At 60.2% G+C, this 17,297-nt stretch carries 11 protein-coding genes; 5 read left to right on the top strand and 6 right to left on the bottom strand.

Features of this window, described 5'->3' with window-relative positions:
- Positions 1 to 469: 469 nt before the first annotated feature.
- Complete coding sequence (locus tag HNQ65_RS08190) at positions 470 to 727, top strand: hypothetical protein (RefSeq protein WP_184339032.1); 258 nt, start codon at positions 470 to 472, stop codon at positions 725 to 727.
- 9 nt (positions 728 to 736) lie between these two features.
- Here HNQ65_RS08190 and ppk1 read toward each other — a convergent pair whose 3' ends face one another.
- The 4 genes from ppk1 to HNQ65_RS08210 all read right to left on the bottom strand — a co-directional run bounded on the left by ppk1 (position 737) and on the right by HNQ65_RS08210 (position 6,795).
- Positions 737 to 2,887 (bottom strand): polyphosphate kinase 1, encoded by a 2,151-nt coding sequence (ppk1, locus tag HNQ65_RS08195; protein ID WP_184339033.1) that lies wholly within the window; start codon positions 2,885 to 2,887, stop codon positions 737 to 739.
- A complete protein-coding gene (locus HNQ65_RS08200; protein ID WP_184339034.1) occupies positions 2,862 to 4,418 on the bottom strand; it encodes a hypothetical protein in 1,557 nt (518 codons plus the stop codon). Before HNQ65_RS08200 ends, ppk1 begins: the two co-directional genes overlap by 26 nt.
- A gap of 27 nt (positions 4,419 to 4,445) precedes the next feature.
- Entirely contained in the window at positions 4,446 to 5,471 is a 1,026-nt protein-coding gene (locus HNQ65_RS08205; RefSeq protein WP_184339035.1) for an ROK family protein, read from the bottom strand.
- Positions 5,472 to 5,544: 73 nt separating this feature from the next.
- A complete protein-coding gene (locus HNQ65_RS08210) occupies positions 5,545 to 6,795 on the bottom strand; it encodes a glucuronyl esterase domain-containing protein (RefSeq protein ID WP_184339036.1) in 1,251 nt (416 codons plus the stop codon).
- Positions 6,796 to 7,058: 263 nt separating this feature from the next.
- On the opposite strand from HNQ65_RS08210, the gene HNQ65_RS08215 reads away from it, so the two are divergent.
- From HNQ65_RS08215 to HNQ65_RS08225, 3 genes are all read left to right on the top strand, one after another.
- On the top strand, positions 7,059 to 7,376 hold the full coding sequence (locus HNQ65_RS08215; protein WP_184339037.1) for a hypothetical protein: 318 nt from the start codon (positions 7,059 to 7,061) through the stop codon (positions 7,374 to 7,376).
- 266 nt (positions 7,377 to 7,642) lie between these two features.
- Complete coding sequence (locus HNQ65_RS08220) at positions 7,643 to 10,474, top strand: hypothetical protein (protein WP_184339038.1); 2,832 nt, start codon at positions 7,643 to 7,645, stop codon at positions 10,472 to 10,474.
- A gap of 117 nt (positions 10,475 to 10,591) precedes the next feature.
- Positions 10,592 to 12,088 (top strand): tannase/feruloyl esterase family alpha/beta hydrolase, encoded by a 1,497-nt coding sequence (locus HNQ65_RS08225; protein WP_184339039.1) that lies wholly within the window; start codon positions 10,592 to 10,594, stop codon positions 12,086 to 12,088.
- A gap of 24 nt (positions 12,089 to 12,112) precedes the next feature.
- Here the strand turns inward: HNQ65_RS08225 and HNQ65_RS08230 are convergent, their stop codons facing one another.
- Together HNQ65_RS08230 and HNQ65_RS08235 are read right to left on the bottom strand one after the other, a co-directional pair.
- Complete coding sequence (locus tag HNQ65_RS08230) at positions 12,113 to 13,777, bottom strand: bifunctional serine/threonine-protein kinase/formylglycine-generating enzyme family protein (protein ID WP_184339040.1); 1,665 nt, start codon at positions 13,775 to 13,777, stop codon at positions 12,113 to 12,115.
- An 86-nt stretch (positions 13,778 to 13,863) separates the two neighbouring features.
- Positions 13,864 to 14,583: an RNA polymerase sigma factor gene (locus tag HNQ65_RS08235; protein ID WP_184339041.1), complete on the bottom strand. Its 720-nt coding sequence runs from the start codon at positions 14,581 to 14,583 to the stop codon at positions 13,864 to 13,866.
- Positions 14,584 to 14,699: 116 nt separating this feature from the next.
- On the opposite strand from HNQ65_RS08235, the gene HNQ65_RS08240 reads away from it, so the two are divergent.
- Positions 14,700 to 17,291, top strand: a complete 2,592-nt coding sequence (locus HNQ65_RS08240; protein ID WP_184339042.1) for a hypothetical protein — start codon at positions 14,700 to 14,702, stop codon at positions 17,289 to 17,291.
- Positions 17,292 to 17,297 lie beyond the last annotated feature (6 nt).

The raw sequence follows: 17,297 nt of genomic DNA on the forward strand, positions 1-17,297 counted from the left end.
GTCTTGCAGCGTCAGCCATATCGATTATCTTCACCCAACATGCTGGAGGATGCAAAATGACCCCGGAGCAATTCGCAGCGCAGATGCGTCAAGCACGCTTGAAGTCGCCCTTGAAAACACGCGACGAGGCGCTGAAGCAATTCGCCGAGGTGGAGGCCTATTTGCAGCGACACGCCTTGCAGCCGAGATCGAAGCCCTCAGGCTCTGGGCAGAAAGCGGCGGATTCATTCGGCACTACGAGGAACTAAGCAGGCCACCTGATGCCTTTGGCTACGAACACGAGGTGTGGTTTCCAAAATCTGGGAGCCCAAACCCGCGTGTGCTGAAAGCCACTTATGACAACTCATTTGGTGTCATGCCTGACTGCAGGGAAGCCACGCCTGTTGGCTACCTCGAACGCTTGAGGCTGGAGAACTAAATTTTTGGCGATGACATCGAATTGGAAGGTGTCTTCGAGCCTAGTTTTGCATTGATTCGCATCATTACCTCACAGCAGGCGATTCAAGGCAGGCCTGCCGAGATGGAAGAAATTGAGATGTTTTTCAGCCAGCGAAGCTTTCAGCGTTGTATTTGGCACGGGAAAAATGTCTGGTTCAGAGATGCCGACAGGGTGATCTGCGCAGACACACACGGAGGCAACATCCTTGTCACCCACGAAGGTGACATGGCAGCCATTGATGTTCCAGCCATGCTGGCTCCTGACGGTTTTACACCGCAGGAGGCATGAACTGCGTACTTACTTCGGCGTGTGCGGGACGAGCACGTCCGGGGACTCGTTGGTCTGACGGGCGCGCTTGGCCATCTCGCGAGCAAAGAGATCCTGTGAGCGGGCCTTTTTGGCGGCGACGACTTGAGGCAGATGCCAGGTGCCGTCGGATTTGAGCACGCGGCCACGGGCGGTGTCGGCAAAATGGACCTCCAAAATGTGCAGCAGGCGTTTGCGTGCCTCCTTGTCCTCGATGGGGGTCAGCAGTTCGACGCGCTTGGAGAGGTTGCGGTTCATGAAGTCCGCGCTGGCGATGAAGACAGCGGGCTTGCCCCCCTGGCGGAACCAGAAGATGCGGGCGTGCTCCAGATAGCGGTCGATGATGCTGACGACGCTGATGTTTTCGCTGATGCCTTTGACGCCGGGGCGCAGGCAGCAGATGCCGCGAACATTGAGGCGGATCTTCACACCTGCCTGCGAGGCTTCGTAGAGCGCCTCGATCATCTGACGGTCTTCGAGCGCGTTCATCTTGAGCATGATCTCAGCGGCCTCGCCTTTGCGGGCGCGGGAGGTTTCGCTGCGGATCAGGGAGAGCAGGCGCTCGCGCAGGCCATAGGGGGCCATACTGAGCTTGTTGAAATGTACGAAGCGCGAGCGACCCGTGACGGTGTTGAAAAACGCCGAGGCATCAGCTCCGTAGTCAGCACGACAGGTGAGCAGGCTCACATCGGTGTAGAGCTTGGAGGTGGCTTCGTTGTAGTTGCCGGTGCCGAAGTGCATGTAGCGCGTCATGTGTCCGGATTCACGGCGCATGACGAGGCAGACCTTGGCGTGCGTCTTCAGGCCAGCGACGCCGTAGATGATCTGCGCGCCTGCATTGATGAGGTCGTTCGCTCGTTCGAGATTGCGGGCCTCGTCGAAGCGGGCCTTCAGCTCCACGAGCACGGTGACGTGCTTGCCCGCCTGCGCGGCGCGGATGAGAGCGGAGATGATGCGGCTGTTTTTGGCCGTGCGGTAGAGGATCTGCTTGATGGCGATGACGTTCGGGTCTGCTGCTGCCTCTTCCACCAAGGCCAGCACAGGATCAAAGCTCTCGTAGGGGTGATGCAGCAGGATGTCGCCGCGCTTGATCGCGTCGAAGATGCTCTCTCCGGGAGTGATAGCTGTGCTGAGGTGGCTTTCCCAAGGGTCAACTTTGAGCTCTTCAAAGCCCGAGATTCCAGCGATCTGGAAATAGGCACGCAGATCCAGCTCTCCTGGAATGTCATAAAACTGCGCAGTTCGGGCGCCGCAGAGCTCGCGGATGGTGCGGGTGTGCTCACGTGAGGCGCCGGTTTCGATCTCGATGCGGATGGCGGGACTCTTCAGCCGCTGCTCCAGCACCTGCTCCATCTCGCTGGCGAGGTCAAAGGCACTCTCATCGTCCACGGTGATGTCCGTGTTGCGGCTGACGCGGAAGCGGGTCGGGGCGGAGACTTTCTCCGCTGGGAAAAACTCTCCAATGAAGAGCGTCACGACATCCTCCAGATTCACATAGAGGTACTGGCCGCTGTCCGGGTCAGGTATGGGTACATGGCGCGGCAGATTGCCTGGCAGGGGCAGCAGCACATGGCGCTTGTCCGTTTGTCCATTGTCGTCTCCGGTCACAGTGCAAAGGAGGACGATGTTCAGCGCCGGAATGACCGAGCGTGCGCCGGCGTCGTCAGCCACCACCGGGGAAAGTACGGGGAAGATATGCTCGTCAAAATACGCACGCAGCAGGGTGCGCTGAGCCGGGGTGAGTTCGGCGGGAAGGAGACGGCGGATGCCCTTTTCCTTCATGAGTGGAACGAGCTGCTGATGCAGGATGTCATACTGCCGTGCCACAAAAGCGGTGGCTTGCTGATGCACCTGATCCCACTGCTGGGTGGGGGTGAGGCCGGCATTGTCACGCACGCGCAGGCCCTGCTCCCGCAGCAGCTGAAGGCCGCCGATGCGGACCATGAAAAACTCATCGAGATTCGAGGCGGTGATGGCGAGGAATTTGACGCGCTCCAGCACGGGCAGGTCCGGGCGTGCAGCCTCGTCCAGCACACGGGAGTTGAAGGCCAGCCAGCTCAGCTCGCGGTTGATGAAGTGCTCCTCGGTCAGGCGCAGCGGCGGTGCGGATGGTGCTTCAGGATTTGGCGAGGATGATGTCATAACCGTAAATTTCGCGGAAAAGGTCGCACTTCATGTCGATGGCAATCTGCTCCACCGTGGTGTCATCCGCCCCTTGCGTGAGGACGGTGAGTCGGGTGCCTTCGGGGCGGAGCTGGATGGCCTTGATGCGCTGCGCATGGCTGCGGTCCAGCGCGTCCGCCAGGCGCAGCAGCGCGGCCAGCTTGAGCACGATCATGCGCTCCTCGCGGGAGAGGTCGGAGAAGTGCGGATGATTCGGCTCCGGATTGTAGCGGCGGTGATAGCGCGCCAGCAGGGCCACCATCACACGGTCCTGGGAGCTGAGACCAAAGATCTCCGTGTGCATCAGGATGTAGAGGCTGTGCTTGTGGTGCTCGCGCGGGCTGATGAACATGCCCACCTCGTGCAGTGTGGCAGCCACGCGAAGGACAAGCTCATATTTCGCATCCAGCCCATGCAGGTGCTGCAGTTCGCGGAAGAGCTGGCGGGAGAGTGCGGCCACGTGGTCGGCGTGCTTGCGGTCAGTCTTGTAGCGCAGGCCGATTTCGCACGCGGCCTGCATCACCTCCTCCTGGAAGATCGCGGTGCGCGATCCAGAGGTCATCAGGTCGAGGATGAGTTCCAGGTGGAAGTCGCCCTCAGGCACCCAGAGCGAGTCGTCACCAAAGCGGCGTGCCAGGGCCAGATTGGTCTGCAGGGCGGGCACGATGCCCTCGGCGCCGGTGTAGTGCACGTGCAGCTCGCGCACGAGTTCGTCAGGGCTCAGGCGTGCGAGTTTGTCCGTGAGGCTGGCCAGATCGTCTTCGAGAACTCGGTGCGCTCCGTGGCGCGCTTTGCCCAGACGGGGGGCCACGCTTTGAATCTCCGCACCAATGGCCACATGGTGGTCGATTTTCACATCAGAGTAATCCTGTGCGAGATGATCCACCACGCCGCGGATGTGTTCCTCCAGGTGCAGCATCTGCTGGCTGGCTTCTTCATCTGGCGTTGCGATGGCCTCACGCGCGCGGAAGATTCCCAGACGGTAGTTGCTGTAGGCGGCCAGTCGGCCCTGCTGAAAGTAAATGGCGCGGGTGTTTCCGGGACCGATATGGGAGACAAAGGTGTTTCCCTTGGCCAGCAGCGGGTTTTTCAGCAGCATGCGCTGAGCGATCTGGTACACCAGGCGGGTCATGTTCCCGTCATCGATCAGGCTGGGGATCACACCGCTGTGGACCTGAAGGCGGTTGAGGAAGATCTCATGGTTCACCGCCTCCGCGAGGATGTTGGTGGTGAAGAGGCGCAGCTGAGATGATGGGATGCCGTATTCGCGCATGCTCTGCAGAAAGTCGCGCAGGATGGCGGCAGCCTGATCCACGGTGTTGCGGGAAATGCTGCGGGCACGGAAGATATCGCGTGCCACAGGCAGAGGGCGGTCCAAGCTCTCGATGCGGATGAACTGGCCCTTGTCGTCTTTTCGACCGATGACGAGAGTCACAGAGGCAGCGCCTACGTAGATGACGGCATGCTCCGGAGTCGGCTGGAGTGGGGCGGGGGATGGCACGTCGCTCATTGAGAAGGGGGATGCTGGCAGCGCTGGTTACTTGTTGGAGGAGCGCAGCCATGCCGCAGCACCCACCGCCACAGCCTGGCCGCCGAGCTTGGCGAGCGAGTATTTGATGCCACGGGCCAGCTCAGGTATGGCGTAATGCTCCACTTCTTCCTTTAGCAGGTTGAGATACAGGCCGGGCAGTTCTTCGACCAGTCCGCCGCCGAGGGTGATGCGGTCCGGGGCAAGCAGGTTGACCACGGTAGCCACGCCCATGCCCAGGTAGCGGATGGAATTGCGGAACATGATCATGGCCGCGTCGTCGCCGCTGCGGAAGGCATTTGCCAGCGCCTTGCTGCGGATGCTGCGCAGGGCTCCTTCGGTCTTTTTGTCCAGTTCAGGAAGCTGCCCGCGGTAGCAGGCCAAGCCGGCCTGCGAGGCCAGGGCCAGGCGGCTGGTCAGGTCCTCCAGCGTTACGGTGCCAAACACCGGGCTGCCGATGTGCGTGCCCGGGAAGAGAATGTTGCCCAGCTCCATGGCCGAGATGGCGCGGCCCATGACCAGCTGGCCATTGTAAACAAAGCCTGCGCCGACGCCCGTGCCGGGAAACACACCGAGCAGTGAGCGCGCTCCCTTGCCTGCTCCCAGAACGTACTCGCCATAGGTGCCCGCATCCACGTCATTGAGCACCGCGATGGGGCACTTGAACTTGGTTTGCAGCAGCTTGCGCAGCGCCATGTTCGTCCATCCCAGATTCGGGGCGAAGATGAGAATGCCTTTGTCAGGATTCACCAGTCCTGGGCAGCCGATGCCGATGCCCTGGATGCCCTTGGGGTCCACGCCTGCTTCAGCGATGGCTTCTTCGATGGCTTTGATGATCTTAGCCCGGCCCTTGGCAGCGCCGTCAGAGCCGTTGGTGGACTTGCGCGCAGAGCCGAGCACCGTGTAGTTGGCGTCCAGCACCGACGCCATCATCTTGGTGCCGCCGAGATCGAAGCCGATCCAAAAGGGCACTTTGCGGAGCTTTTTTGCCGGCTTCTTCGCTTCAGGTTTGGTTTTCGCTTTTTTGGCAGGCATGGCTTGGAAAAGAATGCCTCAAGACACACGAGGCTTTCGCATGCGGCAAGCGACAAAGTGAACAGGTGCCCTCTTACTTGACCCAATGGCGGGAGGCAAACTTCAGATACTGCGTCCAGTCGTAGTCTGTTACGTCATGCTTGCCCGTGCGGTTGTGGTAGCCGATGAAATCCCCCACCGGAGTGTCGATGGCAGGCTGTGCATCCACGCCGACGCCCTGTTTGCCAAACAGCGCATAGACCGGGCTGGCGTACTTGCCGGAGAGGAATTCGCCCTTCTGATCTGCCCAGTGGTCTTCGCTGGCGCTGGCGATGTAAATGGGGCGTGGTGCCGCCAGGGCGATGAGCATGTGCATGTCCACCGGGCAGGCGGCGGCATTGCCTGCGTATTTGGCGTAATTCGGGGTGAACCAATGGGGGAATGCTTTGGTGATGATGGCGGTGGTTTCACCAAAGTCGCGCCGCATGAGGGCGGCCCCGCCTTCGCCAGAGTCGTTGGATATCACGACGCCAAAGCGCTCGTCCTGCACTCCAGCCCAGAGGGAGGTCTTGCCCAGTCGGGAATGGCCGATCACAGCGAGGTGTTTGCCATCGACCTGTGCATCGGTTTGCAGGTAGTCGGCGATGCGGCTGAGGCCCCAGGCCCAGGCGCCGATGGCACCCCATTCGCCGTCTTTCCAGACTGTGCCAGCGCCATCCCTGCTCACCGCAGCACGCAGGCCGTCTTTCCAGCCGTCGGCGTGATCGGGTTCGATGTCGCCATAGTAGGCGGTGGCCACGGCAAAGCCCTGCTTGAGGATCATCTCCAGCGGCCAGCGGCTGCTCTCGGTGCCGCGAGTGGCCTCGGTGGCGCGGTGATCGACGATGTGCTTCTCCTTGCTCTCGCGCATCCACCGGGTGCTCAGCGGCACGTCGGGTTCGGTGCTCACGGCGTGGTTGCCGCCAAAGCTCAGGCCTACAAAGCAGGGGGCTGCCTTGGTGCCATTGGGCGTGTAAAGCATGACATCCATTCCTGGCCAGGCCGGGCGATCCGGCAGAGAGACGTGGATGAATTTTCGCGTAGCCAGTCCGCCGAGTGCGTCCGCTTTGGTGGCGGTGACTTCAAACTTCGGCGCGCCGATGTTGGCAGGTGTTTTGCCATACACGTAATCTTCAAAGAGCTCCAGGATCTCCGGACGTCGCTTCTGGGTCCATTCCTGAGCAGTGGTGAGTTTAAGGTCGGGCAGGCGATCCGTGCCGACCTTGGCTTCATCGTAATTCACCCCTGGGCGTGGAGTTTGGGCCAGGGCGGAGGCGGTTAGAAGGAGAAATAGGGAGGAGCGCATGGTTGTGGGCAATGGAACGTGAATGCGGAACAGAATTGTGCGTGGCATCGCTGGCAAGGCGATGTTTCATCGGGGGGGGAATGATGAACACACCTGCAGCCCCCCGCCGCTGCCTACTTGGATGCAAGCCATCCCACCGCCCGCTTTTCAAGGCTGGGGGCTGTTCTGGCGGCAGGAGCGGTCGTTGACTGCGTGGTGTTTGTGGCGCGCATGCAGCCCGGTCAGCGAGGCAAAAAAACGCCGAAGTACAGCCAATCTCCATCTTGGAACTGATGGCGAGACATATGGTCGGCGTGCTGGTACTGATGGAGCCTGATTCCTTGGGAGAGTGGCAGCCGGACTTTTACCAGTCGCTCTATCTGAGTGTGCCCAAAGTCGCAAGCTGCAAGGCAGATGAAATGCGCATAAGGATCGTGAAAGGCTGGCTTCACCACTCCTGGCCAGCGAAGACGGAGCTGGATGCTGTAGCTGCCAAAGACCCAGATCTGAAGGCACACGTGACAGCTCTGGATCATCTAAAGACGACCCATGGACAAATGCAGGGAAACGAACGGCAAAGGCTGAGCGTGTGCCATGGCTGAATCGCGAACCTTTCCGGTGCTCAGAGTTTGCCTGAGGAAAGCGAAGCCACACAAATCCTTAACTTCTCACCTCTTTCAGAACGCCCTGAAAGGCGCATGAAGCCCTTAAATTCGGGACCGATTCACCCATAAAATAGAGCGTTTTCTAAACTAATTGGTTTATTATATAATTTCCATTGCAAAACTGCGTCTCAATGATCATATTTTAGAAAGAAGCGAAGCCGCCAAACTCAAACCACTCGATTTTCTATATCTAAAGCGCGATCATGATAGCAGAACCGCAAATCCTGGGTGCCTTGTCCTTGGCTAGCCATCGCGATGGCTCCCCTATTGTGCTACCACGCGCCAAGGATGAAACGGTGATGCTGGCCTTCGACCAGCGAAAGAGGCGCCTGGTGGAGCTCCATGTTTACACTGGTAAACCAGCCCCGCAGACCAATCCGGCTGAAGCAGCCATACCCACAAGACGCTGGGTCAGGCCTGAGAGCACGCAGCTCCGTCAGAAGACGACTTCAACATCCACGCGCTTCCAGGGGCGTTTCCACAAATTCTCCGGCAGACGGCGCCTGGTGCAGGCCTCACGCGTCCGTGCACGCTACCTGCACCGCTTCTACCAGCCTCAGGGCTTTACTGAGGCCGTGGCAGACGTTCCAGCGGAAACGCTGGACGCGGAGCAGAGTCTCCGAGCATGCGAGTTGCTGCGGGAAGCCGCCAGAGTGCAAGCCCCCTCCTTCATGACAGTGCTCGAATCGGGCATGGACGACGACATGCCCTACTACGTCACCCAGCTTAATGACGGCGAATTCGTTCAGGACTACATCCGCAGACGCGGAGCCCTGCCCACGGTCACAGCGCTGGCTTTGGTGAAACAGCTCCTCAAGGACCTTTCCGCAGCGGAAGAGCATCACTCTCAGCTGCTCTGCAGCATGCGGCTTGAGCGCGTGCTGGTCACCTCCCAGGAGGAGCAGTATCTCCAGTTGCAACTGTTTGACTACGGACTTTCAAATCAAGTGACAGCCAGCAAGACAGCCTGCCCTCCCACGCTCATCCGAGACTGCTGCCGTCTGCTGTTTCTGCTGCTGACCGGTCAGGACTATGCAGGTGGGAATCCCGAAAACTTCGGAGTCATCGCCGAGCTGCCCTCAGCCCTGCGTTTCCTGCTCAGGCAGGTGCTCTCCAGGCCTTCTGACTCCACGGTGACCCTCAAGACGTTGCGCACGGAAGTGCGCGAGGCGCTCTGTTCACTCGTAAATCTGGCGCAGGCACGCAACCCCAGAAGCCTTCTGGTGGCGGATGACAGTTCCCTGCCCCTCTCCCACCTGCAGCACCTGCTGCTGGGAAACATTCCGCTGAAGACCCTTTTCGGAGCGAGCTTCCGCATCGAGCACCCCGAGCTCGCTGGCTGCCATCCTTTTGCCATTCCGGCGGTCAATGTGTGCGGCTCGCAGGACGTGACGCTGCATCTGCTGCCACCCGGGCGCATCGTCAGCCAGTCTGACTTCTCTGCCCTGCCCTCCCAGGCATGGCGGCAGGATGCAGCCCGGCAGCCCAATCTCCTGCACATGATCCAGCACTGGCAGGGACCTGACTGGGCCTTTCTCTCCGAACCACGTGAACCCGGCATGAGCCTCGGCAGTCTGATGGCCCGTCGCGGCACACTCAATCCGGTGGAGGTCACCCTCCTGCTGCGGCAGATACATTCAGGCCTGGAACAGGCTCTGGATTCAGGTGTTCAGCATGTAGACCTGGAACCCGAGGGCATTCAGCTCTGCGTCGGCTACGATGGCCCGGTGCTGCCCCGGGACCTGGAGCGCCTGCACCAAAAGCGGCTGGACGTCTGGCCCAAATTCATGGTCAAACTCCGCCTGCACAAGACCATGCGCAGCCTGTGCCAGCCACGCCTCATTGATCCCGGTGTCGGCGACTTTGGACCGGTGCATGAGGCCGACGTGATCGGGGCCAGAGAGGAAAGACAGCGCTCCCTGATCTGCCTGGCCGCCTACCTTCTTTCAGGCCAGGGCCAGATGCGGAGCATCTCAGAGTTCCCCGTCAGCGTGCCTGCGTCAGCCTCCAGCTATCTGCTGGAGAGCCTGCAGTCCATCTTCATCGGCGCACCGCTGCCCGCGACGGCGGACTTCACCGAAAGACTGTGCCAGTTGCTGACACTGGTCTATGCAGACAAAGATGACGCCGAGCCTGCGGTGCTGGCATCAGGAGAACTGGAAAGCGCCGGGTTTGTTTCTGACTTTGAAGAAGACTGGCCCGCCGAATCCGCCACAGCGCCAGCTTCCACCGAAGCCCCCCGCCACATGCCCGTGGCCCCTCACATCAAGCCTTTTGATCTTTACCAGCGCCCTGCGCGGCGGGAGTTCCATTTCCCCTGGCTGGCTTTGAGCGCCACCCTGCTTCTTTTGGGAGCATTGGCATGGATGATTTTCGGCGAAATGCCAGGCCCCCTTCCTCAGGATATCGTCTCCAGTCGAGCATCATCTGATCTGGAAAACGCAGCTCCAGCCCTTGCACCCGCAGGCCAAGCAGAAGCCCGCCCCGTCTCTCTTCCAGGCCCTGTGCCGACCTCTACTCTTCAGATGACTGAGGCGGTGAATCCCGTGGCCGCCGCACCAGCTCCAGCAGCCAAAACACCTGTGAGTCCTGCCCCACCTGTGCCCCAGCCCGCAGCTCCTGAGCCGGTCATGACTGTGGCTTCGGCGGTCGCAGAAAATATCCCCGTCGAAAAGATGTCTCCCGCTTTGGCAGAGGTGTCACAGGACACAGAACTGGAAAACTCAGCAGCCACACCTGCTCAAGCAGAGCCAGAGACTCCTGCTTTGGATATCACGATTAAAAAACCCGTCCCTATCACAACGGCGGCAAGCAATGCTGCACCTTCCCTCCCCGTGGCCAAAGAAGCACCTCAAGCCCGGATCGTCGCGGCACCCAGCTCTATCACTCTGGCCGCCCCAGCAGCAGCACCAGCGGCACCAGAAAGTTCACAGCCTGTGACCATTCGCCAGGCCATCGTCCTCAGCCCTGAGGAAATTCGCCAGGCCCTGCTAGAGCAGCCCAAACCAAAAAAGCGCCGGATATCCAGGCGCTGACCCAAGCTCATGATCGCAGTGATCCTCTGCGTTGAATAACGGAAAAGCGTTTCAACGAATTGTAAGAAACCGCTGCCTCCGGCATGTAGAAGTGATTCGCGCTTCTGTTGTTCATCCATGAAACATGACCCCTCATTGATTCCAAGCTGGCTGTGCCGTCTTGTTCTGCTCAGCACTGTCATCACGGTCACCAGCCAGGCTGCAGATCCATTGGCAGCCATTCAGCAGTTAACTCTGGAATCTGGAAAAATCCTGTTCGTGGAGCACAGCAGTAAAATAGAAAATGGAGTGCCGCCGCACACAGTGGTAAAGCTGCTGCTCACGCCGGGAAAGGATTCCCACATCAATGTCGAAATCTGCCTGCCATTGGCAGAAAAATGGAACAACCGCCTGATCGGCCTGGGAAACGGCGGTGCTGCCGGTCGCATCAATTCGGGCAGCCTCCTGGGCTACATGGCCCGTGGTTTTGCCGTGGCCACCACCGACATGGGCACAGCCCCGGACGCCTACTCAGGTGTGGGCAAACCAGATGTCTGGAAGGACTTCGGCTACCGCGCCACGCACCTCATGACAGTGACCGCCAAGCAGGTCGTTGCGGCTTGCTACGGTCGTGCGCCTGAGTTCTCTTATTTCAATGGCGGCTCCACCGGCGGCCAGCAGGCCATGCAGGAGGCTCAGCGCTATCCGGAAGATTACGATGGCATCATCGCCAATGTGCCAGCTCACTGCCGCACGCCGCTGCATGCCTACTTTCTGTGGAATGAGCAGATCCTCAAGAAGTGCCCTTTCACACCTGCGCAGGAGGAAAACATCATTGCCGCTGGCAATGAGTACATGGCAGCACGCGAGATCCCGCAGACTGCCGGCAGGCTGGTCTCAGACCCCCGCTGCACGGATAAAGACATCGAGGCCGTGATTGCCCTGGCCCGCAAAAAAGACCCGACTCTCACAGACAACCACGCCGAGGCCCTGCGAAAACTCTTTGGCGGGCCCAAGCACACCATCACCGGAGAACGCATCTTCAATGGCATCCCCTTCGGCAGCTCCTTCAAGATCGCCCACGGACACCTGTATCTTTTCAATTGGGTCTTCGGCAAAGACAAAGACCTCCTGAGCCTGGACTTTGGCAAGGACATCGACACCTACACCGCCGCACTCGGCCCATACCTGAATGCCGAAAATCCAGACCTCACCCCCTTCATCAAGCGCGGTGGCAAGCTCATCATGATCTCCGGCTCGGCCGATTCCTGCGTCCCCTATCACGCCACACTCGACTATTATGAGCGCGTGGCCGAACGAGTTGGCTCTCTGGACAAGGCGGCCGAGTTTATGAAGCTCTACATTGTTCCAGGCATGAGCCATGGCCCCGGCCCTGGGATCAACAAGCTGCCGGACATGCTCGGCCTCGTCATGACCTGGCGCGAAAAAGGCGAAGCCCCCGGCAAGCTCAGTGCCCAGCGCATCGTGGATGGCAAGACCGAACTCGACATGCCGCTTTATCCCTACCCGGAAAAAACCAGCTGGAACAAGACCGCTGGATTTAAACCCGTCGAAGGCCCGCGTGGCGGCGTGGACCGAGTGTCTGAGCGCTTCAGCCCAAAAGCTGCTGAATAAAGCCAATCGTATCGGGCACGACCCTCATTCCAGCTGGACAACGACACGAAATCCTGTGCCGCTCAGCTGGCGTGGCGGAGATGCATGCCCGCGCCCATCGAGGCGCAGGGCATAGGCTGACGTCTGGTTCCAGGCTCCGCCACGTGTTGTCTTATCGGGCAGTTCCTTGCTCCAGGCATCCAGGCACCACTCGCTGACGTTTCCGCTCAGATCGTAGAGCCCTAGGTCGTTGGCAGGAAATGCGCCCACAGGTGCGGTGGTTGGCCAGGCATCACGCTCAGCCAGCAGAGGTCTGACAAAGGCTGGCACAGTGCCAGCGGCTTCTTGTCCGGCAAAGTTGGCTGGAAAATTGGCCGCAGGCGGCGGCCATGAGCGCCCCCATGGATACGGAGCATGTTCCATAGGGCCCAGCTGCGCATTACGTTCCTGCGGCGTGCCTCCGGATTCCGAGGGCAGTCCGGCTGCAGCACTCCATTCGAGATCCGTTGGCAGACGGTATTGCATGTGCCTCGGCAGCATTCCGGCATCATGCTCACGCTTGGTGAGCCATTTGCAGAATTGCTCAGCCCGCAACCAGCTCACGGCTGAGACAGGATGCAAAACAGTCGCGGCACCTGCCGCACGCTCCCACTCATGCTCAGATTCGAGCCCCGGTTTTTCTTTGGCGAACTCGGCAAAATCACAGCGCCTTGTCTCCCAGATGGAAAACAACACCTTCGTTCCAGGCACTGGCACAAAATTCATGCCCATGCTGTTGCTCCACGGTGCCAGCTTGGAAGCGGTCCGCGGTGTGATCTGAGTCTGGCGGCTGACAGCAAGTCCCGCCCCCAGCAGAGCCAGCACGATGAGTGTCATCCAAACCTTGCCACGAAGGTTGGTTTTCAATGCAGCGTCAAATTCACCGCGGAGTTCTTCAACCGATTGCGGCCTCTTCGCAGGATCTTCCCGAAGACAGCGTGCGATCAGACGGTCCATGGCGCGAGGCACGCCCGTCACACTCGAAGCAGGCTCATAGCTGCCGATCGGCACACGGCCGGTGAGCATCTCGTGCAGCAGCACACCGAGGGAAAAAAGGTCCGCACGTTCATCCACGGCGCCAGCACCAAGCCGCACCTCCGGCGCAATGTAATACGGAGTCCCAAACACATCACCTCCCTGCGTCAGCGTGAGCTGCGGGACACCGCCCTCGCGCAGGAGCTTGGCCAGCGCAAAATCACCCACCCTCACTCTGCCCGCGTCATCCAGCAGGATGTTCGCAGGCTTGATGTCACGATGCACGATCCCGTGGTGATGGGCCTCGCCGATGGCCTGCAGCACCTGATGAAAAAGCTCCACAGCCTCATCCAGGCTCAATGTGCCTTGCTGCAGCCTGTGCGCCAGATCCCCGCCTGCGGCATGCTCGGTCACCAAAAACAGCTGCCCGCCTGGCGTCATCCCGGAGTCAAGCACACGCAGCACATGCGGATGATCAAACGCAGCCAGTGCATGGGCTTCGCGCATAAAGCGGTCTGTGATCTCCTCCTGATTCGCCAGATGCGCAGGCAGAAGCTTGACCGCCACCACGCTGCCATCAGAGGCGCGCAAAGCGCGAAACACCACCCCCATTCCTCCCCGGCCGATCACCTCCATCATTTCATAGCCTGGCACCTGCATCATGCCTTCAGCCTCCACCACTGGCCGGCTCAGCATGCCGGTGATGGAACGTGCCACGCATGCCGGGCACACACCGTCAATGCGGCGCAGGTGGGTGCCGCAGCTGTGGCTTGCCGGTTCCATCACACCTGGGCCTCCGTCTTTGCCAGCACCCGCAGCAGATGCAGGAGCTCTGCATCCACTTCTTCCGGCTCTGCCACGGTCTGCGCCACCTCCACGCGCAGCAGTTCTGCCAGTCGCCGGCGCGCACGGTGCTGCTCCACGGCAAAGGTGCCACGCGCCACTCCCAGCATCTCCGCCGCAGCCATGCCATCACCATGCTCCGGCTGCATCAGCACCGGTTTCAGCGCTTCAAAAAGCTCCGCTTTGCCTCGCTTTGCATAGCTATGCCTCATTGCGCTCAGCGCACGCTCCATGACGGTGACGGCCCACTGCTCGTCATAATGGATGGCGGGTTCATCACTGGCCGGCAGTTCGGGCGCGCCTTCGTCATCCAGTGCCAGAGGTTCCAGACCGCCGCCCCGCCGCTGCGCCGCACGGTCTCGCCGCCAGTGCAGCACATGATAACGAACGGCGGATTTTAAATACGAGCGCAGCGTCCCGCGTGCCTGCTCCGCACGCTGAAATCCCTCACGCCTCAAAAAGATGCTGAAAAAATCCTGCGCCACATCCTCCGCCTCGTCAAATCCGCAGCCCAGCGCACGGATGTAGCCCACCACTGGCTGCCAGTAAATGGAGCACAGCTGGTCCAGCGCGGCATGCGCCGTGGGCTCGTCCCTCGTACGCAGCACCTTGCTCCACATCGTGGCGGGAAAGGGTCGGGCGGCGGAGACGGCGGACATGCGGCAGATTCTCACTGACACCCACCACGCCGGTTTTGTCGAATCTATCTTTTCACCACACTGTAATCTTCAAGTCCAAACAGGCCATCTGAGAGGTGAACCACCCGCCAATTCAGATGAAAAACTCCTGCCTTGCCCTGCTCGCCGTTGTTTCCGCCGCTGTCACATTACCCGCTTACGCCACCGGCCAGCAGGCCCGGTTTGCGCTCGCCGTTCATTCCGAGACCGCCGGTGGCGGCACCAATGGCATTCCGGCCACGCCCAATTTTACCAGCCTCGGCACCACCAAGGTCACCTACCTTCAGTGGCGCGAGGCGCTGATCAATTTTGCCAAACAATGCCAGGCACGCAGCCTGCCGTGGCAGTTCCAGAGCGACTACAACTTCCTCGAAGGCGTGCGCCGTTTCGAAGTCTTCGGTGGTGCCAGCTTTGATTCCACCATCATGAACGGCACCTTTTCCGACAGCTCTCTCTCCACCTTCACCTACACTGGTGCAAGCACCACCACGGACACCGGTGGAAAAAACGTCATTAAATACCTGCATGAAACCCTCGGCGTAAACCTCGATCCGCATTCGCACGAGTCGAATCCAAACTACAACTACGCCGACATCGCCTGGCTCATCGACGTCGGCTGTGACACCGATGTCACGCTCGTCGTCGGCGGCCATGTTTATGTCCCCACCGCATCCAACTACCAGAACTGGCCCAAGTTCATCGGAGACCTCGACAGCAATGGCATCAATGACGGGCTCCTCGCCGCTTCTCACTCGGGCTATCGTTGGAAGCCTCACCTGCTCATGGGCGGTGGCGGCGCAACTCACAAGGACGACCCACACGTCGCCGGACTCTGGCGTCCCCAGGATGCAAACAACTATCTGGTCGATTCCGCCAGCGGGCAGATCGCAGCCATCGGCACCTGGGAGCAGGAATTTTTTGAAACTGACCGCCTGCTGCGCTCCCTGGAGGACAACTCCCTCCCGCACAACAACAAGCTCTGGACCTTTGGGCGTGTCATGAACCACCGCGACTTTGTGCAAAGCGGCTACCTCACCACCACCGCACCAGCCATTTTGGACACCATCCAAAAGTGGCGTGATGCCGGACGCTTGCAGGTGAAAACCTTTGAGGACATTTACACGGAGTGGAATGCTTCCCCGTACAGCGCACAGTCCGGCCTTTATCTGCGCCCCGAAGACAACATCAGCTTTTCCCTGAACTGGCAGGACTTCTGTTACACCGCTCAAAGCTGCACCGAACTGCGCACCCTGCTCAATCACCACGAGGCGCTGCAAGTTCCTGTGGATGTCTTTCTCACCACCTGGCAGACGGACATCCTCGAAGCTCAGGCACCTGAGTTGCTCGGGCGCCTGCTCTCCAGCCGCTGGGTCAACACGGCGTACCACATCCGTGCGCCCAAGCCCTACGCTTATGACAGCACTCAGACCGTCGTGTGGCGCAGCTATACCAGCAGTGACGTGACGAGCTACGAAAGCTCGCAGCTCAACATGGTGACGGGCCAGCCAAACACCGGTGTCAGCGGCGGCTTTGCCAAGCTCACCTCCCTGTATGGCAGCACACCACGCTTTGTCGGGCCAAACTCCTCCGACGCGAACTCCAAAAACACCGTCTATCCCTACTTTTACAATTCGGGCGTGCGCATGATCGTGCAGCATGACAGCAACTCAGCCGTGAATTTCGGCGCAACGGCATCCGTCACCGGAGGCGGCACGCTCAATGTCCGCCCTGAGAGCTTTGACTGGCGTTTGATCGAGACCTTCGACCCGTCCAAAGTTACCCAGCCCGTGGCCAGCTCCTTGGATGACTCCCTGACGAATGCACACGCTGCCAGCGGCGCCATCTCACCATACTTCGTCGGCGTGAAGCTGCATGACAACGACCTCTTCGCCAGTGAATCCGCCTGGGTCTCCATTTATTCCAACTCACGCCGCACACCCAATTGGGATCCTTACAATACCTCCCTCTGGGCTTCACAGCTCACAAGTACCGAGTCCAACCGCCGTCGCAGCTTCTACGCGGGCATCGTCAACAGCGCAGCCGCCAGGCGCACTACGCTAAACCTCATGGATGGCCGCGACATCCTCTCCATGATCGGCGAAGATGCCGCGCGTCCCATTGGGCTCAGTGTTACTGAGGTGCCCGGCGGCACCGCCATCGGCACGGTGCTGGCGGAAATCACGGGCGGGGGAACGGAAAGCGGACTGCGCTGCACCTATGCGCTCGTCGGCGGCACCGGCTCCGATGACAACTCCGACTTCAGCATCAACGGGTCCTACCTGGTGCAAGCCGCCACACTCGACCGCACGACAAAAGCCGTCCGCCATCTCCGCCTCCGCTGGACTGATGGCGGCGGCGCCACGGGCCAGCGTGCTCTCACCCTGGTGCTCGGGACAACGGACGATGATGGCGACGGCCAAACCAACGAAAGCGAGCTCTACGCCGGTACCGCGCCTCAGGACTCATCCTCATGCGTGCGGGTAACCTCCACCCAGCTTTCCGGCAGTCAGATCACTCTTGGCTGGAACAGTGTCGTCGGCAAAAGCTACCACATTGAAAGCTCGGCCGATCTCACAGCCTGGCAGGCCGTTCCCAGCTCCAGCACAGGAGCAGTTCCCTCCACCACCACCAGCATGACTCTCACCGGCCTCTCCACCACACGGCTTTTCTTCCGAGTGGTCGTGGAGTAAGCCCTG

It is taken from the genome of Prosthecobacter vanneervenii (genome assembly GCF_014203095.1).
In the GTDB taxonomy this organism is placed as follows: Bacteria; Verrucomicrobiota; Verrucomicrobiia; order Verrucomicrobiales; family Verrucomicrobiaceae; genus Prosthecobacter; species Prosthecobacter vanneervenii.

What these genes read in the sequence shown, in the direction of transcription:
- HNQ65_RS08225 (WP_184339039.1), top strand. Translation starts at nt 10,592, where the DNA reads ATGAAACATGACCCCTCATTGATTCCAAGCTGGCTGTGCCGTCTTGTT.
- HNQ65_RS08205 (WP_184339035.1), bottom strand. Translation starts at nt 5,471, where the DNA reads ATGCCTGCCAAAAAAGCGAAAACCAAACCTGAAGCGAAGAAGCCGGCA.
- HNQ65_RS08240 (WP_184339042.1), top strand. Translation starts at nt 14,700, where the DNA reads ATGAAAAACTCCTGCCTTGCCCTGCTCGCCGTTGTTTCCGCCGCTGTC.
- HNQ65_RS08210 (WP_184339036.1), bottom strand. Translation starts at nt 6,795, where the DNA reads ATGCGCTCCTCCCTATTTCTCCTTCTAACCGCCTCCGCCCTGGCCCAA.
- HNQ65_RS08220 (WP_184339038.1), top strand. Translation starts at nt 7,643, where the DNA reads ATGATAGCAGAACCGCAAATCCTGGGTGCCTTGTCCTTGGCTAGCCAT.
- HNQ65_RS08200 (WP_184339034.1), bottom strand. Translation starts at nt 4,418, where the DNA reads ATGAGCGACGTGCCATCCCCCGCCCCACTCCAGCCGACTCCGGAGCAT.
- HNQ65_RS08235 (WP_184339041.1), bottom strand. Translation starts at nt 14,583, where the DNA reads ATGTCCGCCGTCTCCGCCGCCCGACCCTTTCCCGCCACGATGTGGAGC.
- HNQ65_RS08230 (WP_184339040.1), bottom strand. Translation starts at nt 13,777, where the DNA reads ATGCTGAGCCGGCCAGTGGTGGAGGCTGAAGGCATGATGCAGGTGCCA.
- ppk1 (WP_184339033.1), bottom strand. Translation starts at nt 2,887, where the DNA reads ATGACATCATCCTCGCCAAATCCTGAAGCACCATCCGCACCGCCGCTG.